A 17794-nucleotide genomic window follows, 5' to 3' on the forward strand; every position below is an offset into this window, starting at 1 on the left:
TGCCGGCGACGGTGACGGTGAGGGTGTGGTTCGCGATAAAGCCACTACCGGTGACGGTGACACTCTGGCCGACGGGGCCCGAGGTCGGCGACGGCGAGTTGAGCGATGCAGCGCTGCTGATCGTGAAGTTGCCGGCGCCCGCTGTGTTCGTGCCGTCCGAGACGACGACCGCCTGGGCGCCGGAGGTGGTCGTGGGGACCGTGAAGGTGAGGGTGGCCGAGCCGGTCGCATCGGTCGGGCTGCCGCCGGTGACCGTCGCGCTCACACCGTTAACCGTGACGGTGAGGGCGTGGCTCGCGATGAAGCCCTGCGCGGTGACCGTTGCCGAGGTGCCGATCGCTCCGGAGGTCGGGCTGAGCCCCGATGCGGCGGCGTTGACGGTGAAGCTCGTCGTGTCGTTGTTCGTGCCGTCCGAAACGACGACCGTCTGGGTCCCATTGGGGACTGGCGGGATGGTGAAGTTAACGCTGGCGGCGCCGGTGCCGTCGGTCGTGCCACCGCTGTTGACAGTCGCGGTGACACTGTCCACCGTCACCGTGAGGGAATGCGTCGCGACGTAGCCGGACACCGCGACCGTCGTCGTGCTGCCGACGATGCCGCTCGCAGGCGACGGGGTGCCGACCGCCTGCGCGCTTGCGACACCTTCGAGGGCGATCAGCGACGAGAGCGGAAGGAGCAGGAGGGTGCAGGCGGCGACCACCGCGCGCCATACCGGACGCCGCGTGCGTGCCGATTGGTCGGAGTCGGACCGCCGCGGCCTCGTAAGCGCTGCGCGGATCGTGCTCCACACCTGGCGGGGGGACCGGCTCATTGGGCTGACTCTCTCCGTGCATCGGCGGAATTCGGGTTTGTGTTTCGACCCCGACGGGAATGCTCAATATCGGATCCATTTGTGCCGTTAGCAGTGTCGGGTACTTTCGTGCGTTCTGGTGGCACGACGGATGGTTATTAGCAGCGGTGCCTGCCGCGGGGCAATAGACAACCAGCTGGCCTGCCCGAATAGGCCATGCTTAGTACACCAAAGGGCAACCGTCGGTCGGCGCGCGGTGATCGCCCTCCACGGGACGGCCTTCGGGCCGCTTTTCGAATGGCGGTTGGTCGCCCGGGCCCTCGCCGCGCGCCCGGTAACCAGCGGCCCCGCCGCTGTTCCCCCCGTTGCGCCCTCCCAGGCCGTCGTGCTCAGGGCGCTTCCTGCAACCGTTCGTCGGAGAATTGGATACGTGCGACGCTGCGCACGGTGGAGACAGATTCGGCCGAGGGACCCACGGAAACTGCCACCCGTTCTCGGGTGTGCCGGGCCACGCGGGACCGTCCCGGTCATCACCCATCAGTCGGTGAGTGTCAGCACCATCGGCGCATGATCCGAGGGGAGCTTCCCCTTCCGGGCGTCACGGTCGACGGTGGCATCGACGACACGGGCGAGCACCGGCGGGCTCACGAGCGCGAGATCGATGCGCATCCCCCAGCCCTTGTGGAAGGCGCCAGCCCGGTAGTCCCACCACGAGAACGGCCCGACCTCGTCGGGACGGTACGCGCGCAACGCGTCCTCGAGGCCGAAGTCGAGCACGTGCCGGAGCGCGGCGCGCTCCTCGGGGGTGACATGGGTCGCCCCGGCGAACTGGGTGATGTCCCAGACGTCACGGTCCTCGGGGGCGACGTTGAAGTCGCCGCAGACGGCGATCGGCTGGGTCGGAGTCAGTCGCGCGTCGAGCTCGGCGCGGAGGTGCTCCAGCCAGCGGAGCTTCGCGACGTAGTGCTCGGAGCCGACGACCCTGCCGTTCGGGACGTAGGCGCTGAAGACGTGGATCCCGCCGCAGCGCGCCGAGATGAGTCGGCACTCCTCGGGGGAGCCGGCCTGCTCGTCGGAGAAGCCGAGCCGCGGCTCCTCGAGGCCGACGCGAGAGAGGATCGCGACCCCGTTCCACTGGTTCGCGCCGTGGTGCGCGGACTCGTAGCCGAGAGCGGTGAAGGCCATCGCCGGGAAGTTCGCGGCGGTGCACTTCGTCTCCTGCATCAGCACGACGTCCGGCTCGTTGGCGGCGATCCACTCCTCGACGCGCGAGAGACGGGCGCGCAGCGAGTTCACGTTCCAGGTGACGAGCTTCACCTGAGCGTTCCGCCCGCGCTGCCGGCGCTCACCACCGGATGGGGCCCCGTCGGTATGGTTGGGCTGCTGCGCTGCGCGTCACGGCGCGACGAGGACGAAGAAGAGATCCGTCTCGCAGGCCAGCTGGCCTTCGACGGTCGCCCTGCCGTGGCCGGTTCCGGCACGTGCCGAGAGCCGCGAGATCTCGACCTCGAGATCGAGGACGTCGCCGGGGAGCACCTGGCGGCGGAAGCGGGCCTTTCCCACGCCGCCGAAGAGGGGCATCTTCCCGGCGTAGCGGTCGTCGGCGAGCACCGCGCAGGCGCCCAGCTGCGCGAGCGCCTCGATCATCAGCACCCCCGGGACGGTCGGCCGGCCCGGGAAGTGGCCGGCGAAGAACGCCTCGCCGCCCGTGAGGTACCAGCTCCCCCGCGCCGAGGTCGCCGGGACGAGCTCGGCGATCTCGTCGACGAGAAGGAAGGGGGGGCGGTGCGGGATGAGCTCCTCGGCGCGCCAGTCCGCCACAGTCAGCCCCTCCCCTCGGCTGGCCTCCCGGCCGCCTTGGTGCGGCGGCGCGGCTCGCCCTTCGCCGCCGCCGGCGTCTGCTCCGACGCCGGCTGCTTCTTCGCCGGCTGCTTCTTCGCCGCGGCCTTCGCCGGCGCGCGCTTGGCGGCGACTGCCTCGGGCGCGACCTTGGCCGCGGCCCGCTTCTGCGCGATCGGCTTCTTCGCCGCGGCCTGCTTCGCCGGCTGCTTCTTCGCCGCGGCCTTTTGCGGGGCCATCTTGCGCGCCGGCGCCTTCTTCGGGCCCGTCGCAGCGCCCTCGGCCGGCGCGGCGGGTGCGACCGCCGCGGCGCGTTGCCGGCGGGGCCGCGCGCCTGCAGGCGGCGACGGCGCCGGCCCGTCGGCCGGGGGTCCGGCGCTCTCGGTGGCCGGCGCGGGGTCGCTCCGACGCCACGGCGACAGCTTCTCCGGTGCTTCGCCGACGGCGGGCACCTCGGCGGGAGCCGCGGCGTCCGCGAGGGGAACGGCCTCGGGCTGGGCGCGCTGGCGACCGCGCCGCGAGAGGCGCACCTCGGCCTCCACCGTCTCCTCGCTCGGCCGCCCCGAGATGTGCGCCACCGCGGGCAGCGCGAGCTCGATGCCGCGCCGGTAGGGGTCGAGGGCGGTGATCACGAAGCGCTCAGTCGCGCCGCGGTGCAGCACCTCGCGGGCGCTGCGCGGCGGCGGCTCGGCGAGGTTGGCGAGCGGCGCGTAGCAGCGCACCTCGCCGTAGGTGATGACCGCGCCGTGCGAGGTGAAGCTCTCGACGAGCGCGTCCACCTCATCGCCGAGCTTGTGCTCGGCGATGAAGCTGATGAAGGTGATCGGGTCGTTCACCGCCTGTGGCTTCTCCGCCGGCGCGCGGGTGCGCCGCGAGCGGTGCTCGCTCTGCTCGGGGGTGCTCTCGGGGTGCTCGACCTCGAGGGTCGCCACGGCGATCGCCTTGGTGACCTTGGCCTTCTCGCGAGTGGCGTCGCGGGTCGCGACGCGGCTCTTCGGGCCGCGCACGGGGGTGCGGGGGACGAAGATCCAGCCGACACCGGGCACCGGAGTGGCGCCGATCAGCCGGCCGCGCTCGAACAACCACGGGTGTTCGCCGTGGAACTCCTGGAAGGAGTCGTTCGAAAGGACCGTACCGTCGACCTTCTCCGCGATGCGGAGCAGGAAGGCGTCGCCGCGCCCGATCGCCCCGGCGGGCGGCGAGACGAACTCGCCGCGCAGCTGCGCCGCCTCGAAGCGGGCGAGCTCGGAGGAGTCGATGCGGTGCGCGAAGGTGGCGTCGACGACGACGGTCACCTCGGCCTCGGGGAAGTCCTTGCGCAGCTCCTCGAGCGCGCTCTCGAGCTGGGCGAGGCTCGGAAGCTGGCGGGTCTCGGTCGCGATGTTGGAACCGTCGACGACGACGTGCTGGGCGGGCATCTGGAGTTAGTCAACCACCGAAGTCGCACGCGGCCGCGGACCGCTCCGGCTGTCGCGGCCAGCGGAGCGGGCGGCGATCAGGATGCCTTCGCCGGGGCCGTGCCCACGGTGTGGTCGAGGAGGTAGTCCCGCTCGAGTTCGTGCAGCAGGTGCGAGCCGGTCGCCGGGCTCCCCGCGGCGGGGCGCGTCACCCGCCGGAGCGGCAGCCCGGCGGTGTTCAGCTGCTCGAGGGGCTCGCGCACGTAGCTCCAGGCGCCCATGTTCTCCGGCTCGTCCTGCACCCAGACGAGCTCGCTGGCCGCCGGGTAGCGGTCGAGCACGGCGCGCAGCGCCGTTGCCGGGAAGGGATAGAGCTGTTCGAGGCGGACGACCGCGGAGCGGCCGCGCGCCGGCTCGGCGGCGAGGATCGCGTCCCGTCGCTCGAAGGTCTCGACGCCGATCTTGCCGGTGCAGAGCACGACCCGCTCGACGGCGGCGCGGTCGAGGGTCTCCCCCGCCGCGGGGTCGTCGAGGACCTCGTGGAAGGAGCCGTCGACGAGGTCCTCGACCGGCGAGCGGGTGGTGCGCGCCCGCAGCAGGCTCTTCGGGGTGAAGACGATGAGCGGGCAGTGGATCGCCCGGTGCGACTGGGCGCGCAGCAGGTGGAAGATCTGCGCGGCGGTGGTCGGTTGCACGATCGCGAGGTTGTTCTTCGCCGCGAGCTGCAGGTAGCGCTCGATGCGCGCCGAGGAGTGCTCGGCACCCTGGCCCTCGTAGCCGTGGGGAAGGAGCAGTACGAGGCCGGGCGACTGCCCCCACTTCTCCCCGCCGGCGACGATGAAGTTGTCGATCATGATCTGCGCGCCGTTGGCGAAGTCGCCGAACTGCGCCTCCCAGATCACGAGCGCGCTCGGGTCCTCGACGGCGTAGCCGTACTCGAAGCCGAGCGCCGCGTACTCCGAGAGCACCGAGTCGTGGACCTCGAAGCGCCCGGCGCCCTCGCCGGTGATCGCGCCCTGGGCCCCCTGGGGGGCGGCGAGCGCGGCGAGCGGGGTGAACTCCGCGCCGCTCTCGACGTCGGTGAGGACGGCGTGGCGGTGCGAGAAGGTGCCACGGCGCGCGTCCTGTCCGGTGAGGCGGATGTCGGTCCCCTCGTAGAGGAGCGAGCCGTAGGCGAGGCCCTCGGCGAGCGCCCAGTCGACCTCGCCGCTCGCGTAGAGCTCCTCGCGCAGCTCGAGCTGGCGGAGGAGCTTGGGGTGCACGTGGAAGTCCTCCGGCGCGTGGTGCAGGCGCCAGGCGAGGGCGTCGAGGACGGCCCGGTCGACGCCGCTCTGCAGCGAGAGCGGCGGCAGCGGCGGCGCGTGCACCGGCGGCATCTCCGCGAGGTCGGGGTGCGGGATGGCGCGGGTCTCGACGAGGGCCGCGGCGAGCTCCTGGTTGAGCCGCTGTAGCTCGGCCTCTGCCTCCTCGGCGGTGAGCACCCCCCCGGCGACGAGGCGCTCTTGGTAGCTGGTGCGCACCGAGGGGTGGGCCTCGATCGCCCGGTACATGAGCGGCTGGGTGTAGCTCGGGTCGTCGCCCTCGTTGTGGCCGTGCAGGCGGTAGCAGACGAGGTCGACGACGACGTCCTTGTGGAAGCGGGTGCGGTAGCGCGCCGCCAGCCGGGCGACGCGGGCGACCGCCTCGGGGTCGTCCCCGTTCACGTGCAGGATCGGCGCCTCGACCATCTTCGCCACGTCGGTCGCGTAGCGCGTCGAGCGCCCCGAGGCGGGCGAGGTGGTGAAGCCGAGCTGGTTGTTGATCACGAGGTGGACCGTCCCGCCGACCGCGTAGCCGTCGACGAGGGAGAGGTTGAAGGTCTCGGCGACCACGCCCTGGCCGGCGAAGGAGGCGTCGCCGTGCACGAGGATCGGCAGCACGGGGTAGCTCTCCCCCGGCCGGTGGTCGATCTTGGCGCGCACGATCCCCTCGACGACGGGGTTCACCGCCTCGAGATGGGAGGGGTTGGAGGCGAGCTCGACGAGCATCGACTCGCCCCCGCGGCCGACCCACTTCCCGTGCCCCCCCTTGTGGTACTTCACGTCGCCCGCCCCCTCGACGGTGAGGGGGTCGAGGTTGTGCTCGAAGTCGGAGAAGATCGCCGAGTAGGGCTTGTCGACGATGTTCGCGAGCGCGTTCAGCCGGCCGCGGTGCGCCATGGCGAGCACCGCCTCGGTGGTGCCGGCGGCGACCGACTCCTCGAGCAGGGCGTCGAGGAAGACGATCGCGCTGTCCCCCCCCTCCAGGCTGAAGCGCCGCTCGGCGGGGTAGCGCACCTGCAGGAAGCGCTCGAAGGACTCGGCGGCGGCGAGGCGGCCGAAGAGGTAGCGCTGCTCGTCGGCGGAGAACAGCTCGGGGGGGGCCTCGACCGCCTCCTGGACGAACCGCCGCTCGACGTCGTCGGAGATGTGCGCCGCCTCGACCCCGACCGTGCCGCAGTAGGCGCGGCGCAGCGCCGCCAGCAGCTGCTCGAGGGTGGCTCGCTCGGCGCCGCCGACGCCCTCTGTGGCGACGGTGCGGTCGAGGTCCCAGAGCGTGAGGCCGTAGTGCTCGGGGAGGAGCACGTCGGGGAAGGCCGGCGGCCGCGGGGCGAGCGGGTCGAGGCTGGCGGCGAGGTGGCCGTGCAGGCGATAGGCGGCGACGAGGTCGCGCACCGCGCCGGCGTTCTCCGGCGCGGCCCCGGTCGGTCGGCGATCGCGTTGCCAGTGGGCGGGGGGCTCGGAGACCCCGAGGCCCTCGAAGAGCTCGTCGTAGAAGCCCCCGTCGCCGACGAGGAGCTCGTGGACGTGCTTCAGGAAGAGCCCCGACTCCGCTCCCTGGACGACGCGGTGGTCATAGGTCGAGCTGAGCGAGAGCACCTTGCCGACCCCGAGGTCCGCGAGGGTCGCGGGGTCGGTCCCGGCGTACTCGACGGGGAAGTCGAGCGAGCCGACCCCGATGATCGCCCCCTGCCCGGCCATGAGGCGCGGCACCGACTGCGAGGTGCCGAGGCCGCCGGGGTTGGTGAGGGTGATCGTCACCCCGGAGAAGTCCTCGACGGTCAGCTTGTTCACGCGGGCGCGCGCCACGAGGTCCTCGTAGGCGGCGACGAAGGCGGCGAAGTCGAGCGTGTCGGCCCGCTTCACCGCGGGGACGACGAGGGAGCGGCCGCCCCCCGGGCGCTCGAGGTCGATGGCGATGCCGAGGCCGACGTGCTCGTGGCGGATGACGCCCGGGGTCCCCTTGCCGTCGGCGTCGGGGACGAAGGTGACGTTGAGCGCCGGGACCTTGTCGAGGGCGCGCACGGCCGCGTAGGCGATGAGGTGCGTGAAGCTGATCTTCTGGCCCGTCGTGCGGGCGAGGTGCTCGTTCAGGATCCGGCGGTTGACCTCGAGGACCTTCGCGGGGAGGGGGTGGAAGCTCGTCGCCGTGGGCACCCCGAGGCTCGTGACCATGTTGTCGACGATGCGCGCCTGCGCACCGCGGATCGGGGTCACCTCCTCGCCGTCGGATCCGGTCGCCGACGGCGCGGGGAGCGGCGGGGCGGGCGGGGCGGCAGGAGCCGCCGCTGCCGCGGCGGGCTGCGCGGCCGGAGCCGCCGCTGCTGCGGCGGGCTGCGCGGCCGCGGCGGGCGCCGCCTCGGCCGGCGCGACGGGGACGGCCACGGCTGGCGCCGGAGCCGCGGCGAGGGGGATCGCCGGCGGGGGCGTGGCGCCGTTGGCCGTCGGGGCCGCGGGGGCGGCGGAAGCGTGGTGACCGTTGCCGTTGCCGAAGTACTCGCGCCAGTCGTCGTCGACTCGGGAGGGGTTGGCCAGGTACTCCTGGTGCTTGTCCTCCACGAACCACGCGTTCAGCCCGAGCTCGTCAAGGTCGGTCTCCGACGCCGTTGTCGGAGTGACGTGCTCATTCATCGGGAGCAACTTTACCTGGGGCGACGATAGGGTCGCGGGCGATGCGGGCACTGATCACGGGCTCGACCGGCTTCGTCGGCGCCGCGCTCGCCCGGAGCCTCGTCGAACGGGGTGTGACGGTGCACCCGCTCGTCCGCCGCACCGCGGCCGAGGGGGAGGTCGGGATCGACCTCGCGGCGCGCCACCTCGACCTCGGCGGTCTGCCCGGCGGGGACCTGCGCGAGGTGGACGTCGTCTTCAACCTCGCGGGCGAGCCGCTCACCCCCCGCCGCTGGGGACCGGCGAAAACCGAGCGCATCCGCTCCAGCCGCATCCTCACCACCGACCTCGTCGCGAGGGCGATCGCGACCACCGAGAGCGACCGCCTCCCGGCGCTCGTCTCGATGTCCGCCGTCGGCTACTACGGCGACCGCGGCGACGAGCTGCTCGACGAGGACGCGGCCGCGGGGACCGGCTTCCTCGCCGAGGTCTGCCGCTCCTGGGAGGCGGCCACGGCGACGGCGCGCGACGCAGGCGCCCGCGTCGTCTGCTGCCGCAGCGGCGTCGTCCTCGGCCCCGGCGGCGTGCTCGCCCGCCAGCGCCCGCTCTTCCGGGCCGGCCTCGGGGGGCGACTCGGCTCGGGGCGGCAGTGGATGAGCTGGGTGGGCCTCGACGACGTGCTCGCCGCGCTCTGGCACTGCGCGACCGGCTCGGTCTCGGGGGCGGTCAACCTCTGCGCCCCGAACCCCGTGCGCAACAGCGAGTTCACCACGGTGCTCGCCGGGCTCGTGCACCGTCCGTCCTTCGTCGCGGTCCCCCGCCCGCTGCTGCGCCTCACGCTCGGGCGGCGGGTGACCGACGAGCTCGTCCTCGCCAGCCAGCGCTGTGTGCCGGAACGCCTCGAGGCGAGCGGCTTCTCCTTCGCCGAGCCGGACCTCGCGGCCTGCCTCTCCTCGCTCGAGGCGCGCCGCTCCCGCCGGTGAGGGCCGAGCGGGGTCTCGTCGTCGTCGGGGGCGGCCCCGCCGGCTGCGCGGCGGCGATCACCGCCGCCGAGGGGGGTGTCGCGGTGACGCTCGTCGACAAGGCGCGCTTCCCCCGCGACAAGTGCTGCGGCGACGGCCTCACCACCGCGGCGCTGCGCGACCTCGAGGCGCTCGGGGTCGACCCCCGCCGCCTGCCCTCGTTCACACCCACCCCCGAGCTCGTGCTGCAGGGCGCCTCGGGGCGCCGCGCGCTGCTCGCGCTCGGAGACGAGGAGGGGATCGCGGCGGCGGTCTGCCGGCGTCTCGAGCTCGACGCCGCGCTCGTCGCGCGCGCCCGTGAGGAGGGCGTCACCGTCCTCGAGGGCGAGGCCTTCAGCGGCCTCTCGCTGGACGAGGGGGGCGTCGAGCTCGCCCTCTCCGGCGGCGCGAGGCTGCGCGCCGGCGCGGTGGTGGCCGCCGACGGCGCCTGGTCGGCGGTGCGCAAGGCCCTCCCCGAGGCGGCCGGTGCGCGCGCCGCGCCGCTGCACTGGCACGCCTACCGCGCCTATTACTCCTCGCTCTCCGAAGAGGCCGAGCGGCGCCTGCTCGTCGCCTTCGAGGACGCCCTCCTCCCCGGCTACGCGTGGTCCTTCCCCCTCGGCGACGGGACGGCGAACGTCGGCGTCTGCCTCCCCCGCACCACCCGCCGGCCGGGGGCGACGCTCGCCGAGCTCTGCGAGGCGACGCTGTCGGGGCCGGCACTCGGCGCCTTCCTCGGCGCCTCGGCGCGCCGCGAGGGGCCGCTCAGGTCGTGGCCGATCCCCGCCCCAGTCGGCTCGCTGCCGCTCGTCGCGGGCGGCGGCCGGGTGCTGTTCGTCGGCGACGCGGCGCGCGCCGCGGACCCCTTCAGCGGCGAGGGGATCGGTCAGGCCCTGCTCACCGGGCGCGCCGCCGGGCGGGCGCTCGCGACGGCCACGGGGCAGGCCGCTGCCGCCGCCTACCGCGCCGAGCTCGCCGGCGGCCTGCTCCCCGACCAGCGCCTCGCCTCGTGGTGCAACGCGGCGATGCGTCACCGGCCGACGAGCCGCGCCGCGATCGCCCTCGCCGGCGCGCACCCGCGCGTGGGGCGCGCCTTCGGCCGCTGGCTCTACGAGGAGTACCCGCGCCCTGACCTCTTCCGCCCCTGGCGGTGGCGGCGCTCGCTCCCCCGGCGCGCGCTGCCCTTCTCCGCCGCCGCCTGAATCGCCGCGGCGCGGCGCGCAGCTCAGTCGAGGTTCGCGCCCTCCCGGCGGACCTGGTCGTTCACCGCGTAGTAGGCGTCGATCGACTCCCCGGCGTCGCCCCAGAAGCCCTCGAGGACGTCGAACTCCATCACGCCTGCCTCGACGTAGTGGTTGTTCACGTCGGTGATCTCGAGCTCGCCGCGCCCGGAGGGGACGAGCGTCTTGATCACCGAGAAGACCGACGGGTCGTAGCAGTAGACGCCGGTGACGCAGTAGGTGGAGGGCGGCACCTCTGGCTTCTCGACGATGCGCGCCACCTTGCCCTCGGCGGTGAGCTCGGGGACGCCGAGGTGGCGGAGGTGCTCGGGCTCGGTGATCTCCGCGAGCACGATGCGCGCCCCCGAGCCCTGGGAGACGAAGCGGTCGACGGTCGGGCGGATGGTGCGCCCGAAGATGTTGTCGGCGAGCATCACGAGCACGAGGTCGTCTCCGGCGAAGCGCTCGGCGAGGCCGAGGGCCTCGGCGATCCCGCCCGGGCGCTCCTGGTAGGAGTAGAGGAGGCTGTCGACGCCGAACTTCTCGCCGTTCGAGAGGAGGCGGAAGAACTCGCCGGCGTGCGTCCCTCCGGTGACCATCATGATCTCGGTGATCCCGGCGCGCACGAGCGCCTCGATCCCGTAGGAGATCATCGGCCGGTCGTAGATCGGCAGCAGGTGTTTGTTGGTGATCTGGGTGAGCGGGTGCAGCCGGCTCCCGGTGCCGCCCGCGAGGATCACGCCCTTCACCGCCGGGCCGCCTGCCCGGGGCGCGCCGCGCAGGCCCACGTCGTCGTCGTCATGCCGGGGACACTAATGGGAGCCCGCGGCGCCGACGGAGGCGCCGGCGGGCGCGGCCGCACGCCGTGTGCGTCAGCGGCCCGGCGGGGCGAGCACAGGGTCGGCGAGCACCGCGTCGAGGAGCGCCGGCCAACCGCCCACCGCCCACTCACCGAAGGGTCGGTCGGTGAGCAGCACGACCGAGAGGGCGGCGACGGGGTCGACGAGGAGGAAGGTCCCGCTCTGGCCGAAGTGGCCGAAGCTCGACGGCGCGTTCGCGCCGCCCGTCCAATGCGGGGACTTGTGGTCCCGCAGCTCGGGGCCGAGCCCCCAGTCGCAGTGCTCCTGGCGGCCGAAGCCGGGGAGCACCCCCGACAGTCCGGGGAAGGCGACGCTCGTCGCGAGCGCGAGCGTCTCGGTGGCGAGGAGGCGGGGCGAGAGGAGCTCACCGGCGAAGGCGACGAGGTCGCCGAGCGGGGCCTCGGCGCCGTACGCCGGCGAGCCGACGAGGCGGGTCGCGCCCATCGCGAGCGGGGAGAGGACCGCCTCGGCGAGGTAGTCGGCAAAGGCGATGCCGCTGCGGGCGGCGAGGTGGGCGGCGAGGGTCTCGAAGCCGGCGTTGGAGTAGATGCGCCGGGTGCCCGGTGCGGCGAGCAGCTCGCCTGTGGGGCCGAGGCCCGAGGCGTGCGCGAGGAGGTGGGCGACGGTCGCGCCGGGTGGGCCGGCCGCCTCGTCGAGCGCGAGCGTCTGCTCCTCGGTCGCGACGAGCGCGGCGTAGGCGGTGAGCAGCTTGCTCACCGAGGCGAGGGCGAAGGGGCGCTCGGCGTCGCCGACGAGCGCGCGCACCCCGTCGCGGCCGACGACGGCGAGCGCCGCGTGATCGGCGGAGAAGGCGGCGAGCGCGTCGACGAGCCATCGGGGCGCGGGCGCCCGCGGGCCGCGGCGCGCGGCGTCAGACGTCGAGAAAACGGCGGATGGCGAAGAAGGAGCCCACCACGCCGATCAGTGCGCCGAGGATGATGAGCAGCGACTCGATCGTGAACAGCTCGTGCACGGGGAGGACCGAGGCCGAGAGCAGCGCCACCCCGTAGTGGCTCACCAGCCAGCGCACGCCGATGTTCGACCCCCAGACGACGAAGAGGGCGACGAAGGCGCCGAGGAAGCCCTGGATCAGCCCCTCCAGCATGAACGGCACGCGGATGAACCAGTTCGTCGCGCCGACGAGCTTCATCACGCTCACCTCGCGGCGGCGGGCGAAGATCGCCATCCGGATGGCGTTCAGGATGAGCACCACCGAGGAGCCGAGGAGGACGAGGGCGACCGCGATCAGCACGACCTGCACGATGCCCGTGACCCGCTCCATGACCTTGATCGTCTGCGTGGGGGCGGTCGCCCGGTAGACGCCGACGACCTTCGGGGTGTTGGAGGAGGAGTCGTAGAAGATCTGGCTCACCGAGGCCGCTTCCTTCGGGTCGGTGAGCTGGCAGCGGAAGACCGTGGGGACGGTCTGCGGGCTGAGCGCCTCGTAGGCCGCGGGCTCGGAGGCGAGGACCTTCTTCGCCTCGTTGTAGGAGGCGACCGGGCCGAGGTAGTCGCAGCGCTGGTGGAGGATCTGCGGCGTCTGGGAGATCAGCGCCTTCACGAAGTTCAGCTGGCCGCCGGTCGCGTTCGGCTTCATGAAGATCTGCAGCGAGACGTTGCTCGACACCTCGGCGATCTGGCGGTTCACCGCCTGGCGCAGCAGCAGCGCCGTGCCGACGAGGGAGAGCGAGACCGCGACCGTGAGGATCGCGGCGAGCGCCATCATCCGGTTGCGCCAGAGGTTGGAGGCCGTCTCCTTGGCGGCGTACTCGACGAAGACGCTCATCGGGGCCTAGCGGTGGCCGCGGCGCGAGCGGGCCGTCGCCATGCGATCCGCGCCGTCGCGCTCGCCCATGACGTTGCCCTGTGCGAGCACCGAGACCGCGGGGACGCCGCGCGTCGAGGTGTCGCCGACGCCGTAGACGCCGCGCGCCTGGTCGCGCACCACGTGGCCGTGCTCGAGCTCGAGGACCCGGCGGCGCATCGTGTCGACGATGCCGACGTCGTGCGTCGCCATCACCACGGTCGTGCCGGTGGTGTTGATGCGGTCGAGGAGCTTCATGATCCCCTGGCTGGTCGCCGGGTCGAGGTTCCCCGTCGGCTCGTCGGCGAGCAGGACGAGCGGCCGGTTGACGAAGGCGCGGGCGATCGCCACCCGCTGCTGCTCGCCGCCGGAGAGCTGGTCGGGGCGGCGGTCGGTCTTGTTGCCGAGGCCGACGAGGTCGAGCACCTGGGTGACCTGGGTGCGCACGACGGCGCGCGGGCGGCCGATCACCTCGAGGGCGAAGGCGACGTTCTCGGCGACGGTCTTGTTCGGCAGCAGCCGGAAGTCCTGGAAGACGCAGCCGAGGTTGCGCCGCAGGTAGGGGACCTTGGAGGCCGAGAGCTCACCGATGTCGCGGCCGGCGACGAGGATCGTCCCGGAGTCCGGGACCTCCTCGCGAAGGAGCAGCCGCAAGAAGGTCGTCTTGCCCGAGCCGGAGGGGCCGACGAGGAAGACGAACTCGCCGCGCAGGATCTCGAGCGAGACGTCGTTCAGCGCCGGTACGCCGTTGTTGTAGCTCTTGGATACGTTCTCGAATCGGATCATCGTGTCGTCCTTCGGGCCCGCTGGCGGCGCTGCATCCAGTCAGCTCGTCGGGGCGTCGTCTGCGCCCATCGAGCGGCACGCCCAATTGTCCGGACTCCCCGGCGCGACGCCGGGCCGGGATCGGTTCGCCGAAACCCTAACAGCGGAGCCTGGCCGATGTCCGGCTTTTCGGACGGAATACCAGCTCAAGGGCTATGCACTTCCGTCGTTCGCCCGCCGCCAGCGAAGGTAGGCGGCGATGAAGCGGTCGAGGTCGCCGTCGAGGACGGCCTCGACGTTGCCGGTCTCCTCGTCGGTGCGGAGGTCCTTCACCAGCTGATAGGGGGCCATCACGTAGGAGCGGATCTGGCTCCCCCACTCGACCTTGATCTGCGGGCCGGTGAGCGCCGAGAGCTCGGCGCGGCGCTCGTCGCGCTGCACCTGGGCGAGCTTGGCGGCGAGGATCTGCATCGCCTTGGCGCGGTTCTGGTGCTGGCTGCGCTCGTTCTGGCAGGAGACCACGATGCCGGTCGGGAGGTGGGTGATGCGCACCGCCGAGTCGGTGACGTTCACGTGCTGGCCCCCCGCGCCCGACGAGCGGTAGGTGTCGACGCGCAGGTCCTTCTCGTCGATGTCGACCACGTCGCTCAGGTCCTCGAAGAAGGGGGTGACCTCGAAGGAGGCGAAGCTCGTCTGCCGGCGGTGCTGGGAGTCGAAGGGCGACATCCGCACCAGCCGGTGGACGCCGCGCTCGGAGGTGAGCAGGCCGTAGGCGCGCCGCCCGCGGATGATGAAGGTCGCCGAGAGGATGCCGGCCTCCTGGCCCTCGGTGACCTCGTCGACCTCGGTGGCAAAGCCCCGCCGCTCCGCCCAGCGGAGGTACATGCGGAGCATCATCTCCGCCCAGTCCTGGGCGTCGGTGCCGCCGGCGCCGCCGTGGATCTCGCAGACCGCGTCGAGCTCGTCGTGCTCGCCGGAGAACAGGCTCACGAGCTCGAGGTCCGAGAGGGCGGGCGCGGTGCGCTCCAGGGTGTCGAGCAGCTCGGGGGCGATCGTGGCGAGCGACTCGGCGCCCTCCTCGCTCGCGAGCTCGTAGAGGCCGCGCACCTCCTCGAGGCGCTCGCTCAGCTGGTCCAGCTCGTCGACGTCGCTCTTCACCCGCCCGTAGCGGGTGGTCACGGTGCGGGCGTGCTCCGCGTCGGACCACAGGTCGGGCACGGCGATCTCGGCCTCGAGCTCGGAGAGCTCGGCGCGCCGCTCGTCGTAGCGCAGGTAGCCGCGCGCCGCGGCGAGGCGCTGCTCGAGCTCGGCGAGGAGCGTCGCCAGGTCGGGACGTTCGCCAGCGCCCCCGGTGGGGGCGGTGGCGTCGGGGATCACCATCGGCACTCAGCTCGCGCCGTGGCAGACCTTAAACTTGCGGCCGCTGCCGCACCAGCAGGGGTCGTTGCGACCGACCTTCTGCGGCGTGGCGCGGGTGCCGGCGAGCGCCGTCAGGCCGCCCGCGGGCGGTGCGGCGGCGGCGGGCGGGCGGTTCGCGGCGACGGCCTGGCGAGGCGGCGCGGCGGGCGGGGCCGCCGGGAGCGCCGGGGAGGCACCGAGCGGGTCCTCGGCGGCCGCCGCGGCGGCGAGGCCGAGCGTCGGGTCCTCGGCGGCGGCGAAGGTGGCGCGGCTGTAGTCCGGCGCCTCCTCGTTCGCGGGGACGACCTGCACGTGGTTCACGTAGCGCAGGTAGTCGTCGTCGATCGCGTCCATCAGGTTGCCGAACATCTCGAAGCCCTCGCGCTGCCAGGCGACGAAGGGGTCGGTCTGGGCGATGCCCCGCAGGTGGATCCCGTCGCGCAGGTAGTCCATCTCCGAGAGGTGCAGGCGCCAGCGCTGGTCGATGATCTGCAGCATGATCTGCCGCTCGAGGAGGCGGATCACCGGGTCCCCCTCGGGGCTCTCCCCGAGGCTCTGCTCGCGGCGCTCGTAGTACTCGACGGCGTCGGCGATCACCGACTCGGTGAGCTGCTCGACCGAGGTGGCGAGGCGCAGGTCGGCGGGGGTGAACTCGCTCGGGTAGTACAGCGAGAGCTCGGCGGCGAGGCGCTCGAGGTCCCACTCCTCGGAGAAGTTCCCCGGGCAGCAGTCGGCGACGACCCGGTCGAGGACGATCTCGAGCTGGCTGAGGGTGTAGTCGCGCAGGTCGTCGCCGTCGATGATCTGCATCCGGCGCTCGTAGATCACCTTGCGCTGCTCGTTCATCACCTCGTCGTACTTGAGGACGTCCTTGCGCTGCTCGGCGTTCTTCTGCTCGACGGTGTTCTGCGCCCGCTCGATCGCCTTGGTGACCATCTTCGCCTCGATCGGCACGTCGTCGGGCAGCGCGCGGTCCATCACCCAGCTCATCGCCCCGCTCGCGAAGAGGCGCATCAGCTCGTCCTCCAGGGAGAGGAAGAAGCGGCTCTCGCCGGGGTCGCCCTGCCGTCCCGAGCGGCCGCGCAGCTGGTTGTCGATGCGGCGGCTCTCGTGGCGCTCGCTGCCGAGCACGTAGAGGCCCCCGAGCGCCCGCACCTCCTCGGCCTCGGCCGCCGTCTCGGCCTTGAAGCGCTCGAGCAGGCTCGCGTAGCGCTCGGCGTTCGCGGGGTCGTCGGGGTCGAGGCCCTCGGCGCGCAGCACGTCGTGCGCGAGGCCCTCGGGGTTGCCGCCGAGGAGGATGTCGACGCCGCGCCCGGCCATATTGGTGGCGACGGTGATCGCGTGCAGGCGGCCCGCCTGAGCGACGATCGTCGCCTCCCGTTCGTGCTGCTTCGCGTTCAGCACCTGGTGGGGGACGCCCTGCTTGTCGAGCAGGCGGGAGAGCAGCTCGGACTTCTCGACCGAAGCGGTGCCGACGAGCACCGGCTGGCCGGTCTCGTAGCGCGCCGCGAGGTCCTCGATCACCGCGTTGAACTTTCCCTCCTCGCTCTTGAAGACGAGGTCGGGGAGGTCGCGGCGGACGAGGGGGCGGTTCGTCGGGATCGGCACGACCTGCAGCGCATAGGTGGAGGCGAACTCGGAGGCCTCGGTCTCCGCCGTCCCGGTCATGCCGGCGAGCTTGTCGTACATGCGGAAGTAGTTCTGCAGGGTGACCGTCGCCCAGGTGTGGTTCTCCTCTTGGATCCGCACCCGCTCCTTGGCCTCGATCGCCTGGTGCAGGCCATCGGACCAGCGGCGCCCCTCCATGATCCGGCCGGTGAACTCGTCGACGATCTTCACCTCGCCGTCGAGGACGACGTACTCCTTGTCGCGGTGGTGCAGCTCCTTGGCCTCGAGCGACTTCGTCAGCTGGTGGACGTAGTTCACCGCCACCGCGTCGTAGAGGTTGTCGACGCCGAGCTGGCGCTCGACCTTCGCGATCCCCTCCTCGGTCGGGACCGCGGTGCGCTTCTCCTCGTCGATCTCGTAGTCCTCGTCGCGCTTCAGGGTGCGAGCGATCGAGGCGAACTGGTAGTAGAGGCGCGTCGACTCGTCGGAGGGGCCGGAGATGATGAGCGGCGTGCGCGCCTCGTCGATGAGGATCGAGTCGACCTCGTCGACGATGCCGTAGTAGTGGCCGCGCTGCACCATCTGCTCGCGGGCGACCGCCATGTTGTCGCGCAGGTAGTCGAAGCCGAACTCGGTGTTCGTGCCGTAGGTGATGTCCGCCGCGTAGGCGGCGCGCTTGTGCTCGAAGTCGCTCTCCTCGGAGGTGACGAGGCCGACGGTGAGGCCGAGGAAGGTGAAGACCTGCCCCATCCACGCCGCGTCGCGCTTCGCGAGGTAGTCGTTCACCGTGACGACGTGCACGCCCTTGCCGGCGAGGGCGTTCAGGTACACGGGGAGGGTGGAGACGAGGGTCTTTCCCTCACCGGTCTTCATCTCCGCGATCCAGCCGAAGTGCAGCGCCATCCCGCCCATCAGCTGCACGTCGTAGTGGCGCTGGCCGATCGTTCGCCGTGCCGCCTCGCGCACGACGGCGAAGGCCTCGACCAGCAGGTCGTTCAGCTCCTCCCCCGCCGCCAGCCGCTCACGGAACTCCTCGGTCATGTGCGCCAGCTCCGCGTCGGAGAGCCCGCTCACCTCCGCCTCGAGCGCGTTGATGAGCGGCACGACCTCCTCGAGGGAGCGGACCTTCTTCGACTCTCCGGCACGCAGGACCTTGGCGAACACGCTCACGCCCGAGAGTGTACGGGCGGGGTCCGCCGCTGTT

12 protein-coding genes and 1 pseudogene are annotated in these 17794 nt (G+C 72.5%); 2 read left to right on the plus strand and 11 right to left on the minus strand.

The genetic code is table 11. The features are described from left to right. From VNF07_08765 to VNF07_08785, 5 genes are all read right to left on the minus strand, one after another. Positions 1 to 790: hypothetical protein (locus tag VNF07_08765; GenBank protein HVB06317.1), on the minus strand; the 790-nt coding region annotated here is incomplete at its 3' end. A gap of 537 nt (positions 791 to 1327) precedes the next feature. Continuing rightward, positions 1328 to 2107, minus strand: a complete 780-nt coding sequence (locus VNF07_08770; protein ID HVB06318.1) for an exodeoxyribonuclease III — start codon at positions 2105 to 2107, stop codon at positions 1328 to 1330. Between the two features lie 78 nt (positions 2108 to 2185). Then, positions 2186 to 2611 (minus strand): 3-hydroxyacyl-ACP dehydratase FabZ, encoded by a 426-nt coding sequence (gene fabZ, locus VNF07_08775; protein HVB06319.1) that lies wholly within the window; start codon positions 2609 to 2611, stop codon positions 2186 to 2188. Positions 2612 to 2613: 2 nt separating this feature from the next. Then, the gene (locus VNF07_08780) at positions 2614 to 4047 is read right to left on the minus strand and encodes a hypothetical protein (protein ID HVB06320.1); all 1434 of its coding nucleotides are present in this window, start codon (positions 4045 to 4047) and stop codon (positions 2614 to 2616) included. A 77-nt stretch (positions 4048 to 4124) separates the two neighbouring features. After that, positions 4125 to 7955, minus strand: coding sequence for a multifunctional oxoglutarate decarboxylase/oxoglutarate dehydrogenase thiamine pyrophosphate-binding subunit/dihydrolipoyllysine-residue succinyltransferase subunit (locus VNF07_08785; GenBank protein ID HVB06321.1), 3831 nt, complete (start codon positions 7953 to 7955; stop codon positions 4125 to 4127). Between the two features lie 41 nt (positions 7956 to 7996). On the opposite strand from VNF07_08785, the gene VNF07_08790 reads away from it, so the two are divergent. Beyond that, positions 7997 to 8917, plus strand: a complete 921-nt coding sequence (locus VNF07_08790; protein ID HVB06322.1) for a TIGR01777 family oxidoreductase — start codon at positions 7997 to 7999, stop codon at positions 8915 to 8917. Then, the gene (locus VNF07_08795; GenBank protein HVB06323.1) at positions 8914 to 10137 is read left to right on the plus strand and encodes a geranylgeranyl reductase family protein; all 1224 of its coding nucleotides are present in this window, start codon (positions 8914 to 8916) and stop codon (positions 10135 to 10137) included. Before VNF07_08790 ends, VNF07_08795 begins: the two co-directional genes overlap by 4 nt. A 23-nt stretch (positions 10138 to 10160) precedes the next feature. On the opposite strand, the gene VNF07_08800 is transcribed toward VNF07_08795, so the two are convergent. The 6 genes and pseudogenes from VNF07_08800 to secA all read right to left on the minus strand — a co-directional run bounded on the left by VNF07_08800 (position 10161) and on the right by secA (position 17760). Then, positions 10161 to 10904: a sugar phosphate nucleotidyltransferase gene (locus VNF07_08800; protein HVB06324.1), complete on the minus strand. Its 744-nt coding sequence runs from the start codon at positions 10902 to 10904 to the stop codon at positions 10161 to 10163. Positions 10905 to 11027: 123 nt separating this feature from the next. Continuing rightward, positions 11028 to 11795 (minus strand): annotated as a pseudogene (locus tag VNF07_08805) (serine hydrolase domain-containing protein). 91 nt (positions 11796 to 11886) lie between these two features. Beyond that, complete coding sequence (locus tag VNF07_08810) at positions 11887 to 12801, minus strand: FtsX-like permease family protein (protein HVB06325.1); 915 nt, start codon at positions 12799 to 12801, stop codon at positions 11887 to 11889. A gap of 6 nt (positions 12802 to 12807) precedes the next feature. After that, positions 12808 to 13605 carry a cell division ATP-binding protein FtsE gene (gene ftsE / locus VNF07_08815; protein HVB06326.1) on the minus strand — a complete coding sequence of 266 codons (798 nt, stop codon included), beginning with the start codon at positions 13603 to 13605 and terminating at the stop codon, positions 12808 to 12810. A 192-nt stretch (positions 13606 to 13797) separates the two neighbouring features. Continuing rightward, a complete protein-coding gene (prfB, locus tag VNF07_08820; protein ID HVB06327.1) occupies positions 13798 to 14964 on the minus strand; it encodes a peptide chain release factor 2 in 1167 nt (388 codons plus the stop codon). A 6-nt stretch (positions 14965 to 14970) separates the two neighbouring features. Continuing rightward, on the minus strand, positions 14971 to 17760 hold the full coding sequence (gene secA, locus VNF07_08825) for a preprotein translocase subunit SecA (protein ID HVB06328.1): 2790 nt from the start codon (positions 17758 to 17760) through the stop codon (positions 14971 to 14973). Positions 17761 to 17794 lie beyond the last annotated feature (34 nt).

It is taken from the genome of Acidimicrobiales bacterium (genome assembly GCA_035533595.1).
Lineage (GTDB): Bacteria > Actinomycetota > Acidimicrobiia > Acidimicrobiales > Bog-793 > DATLTN01.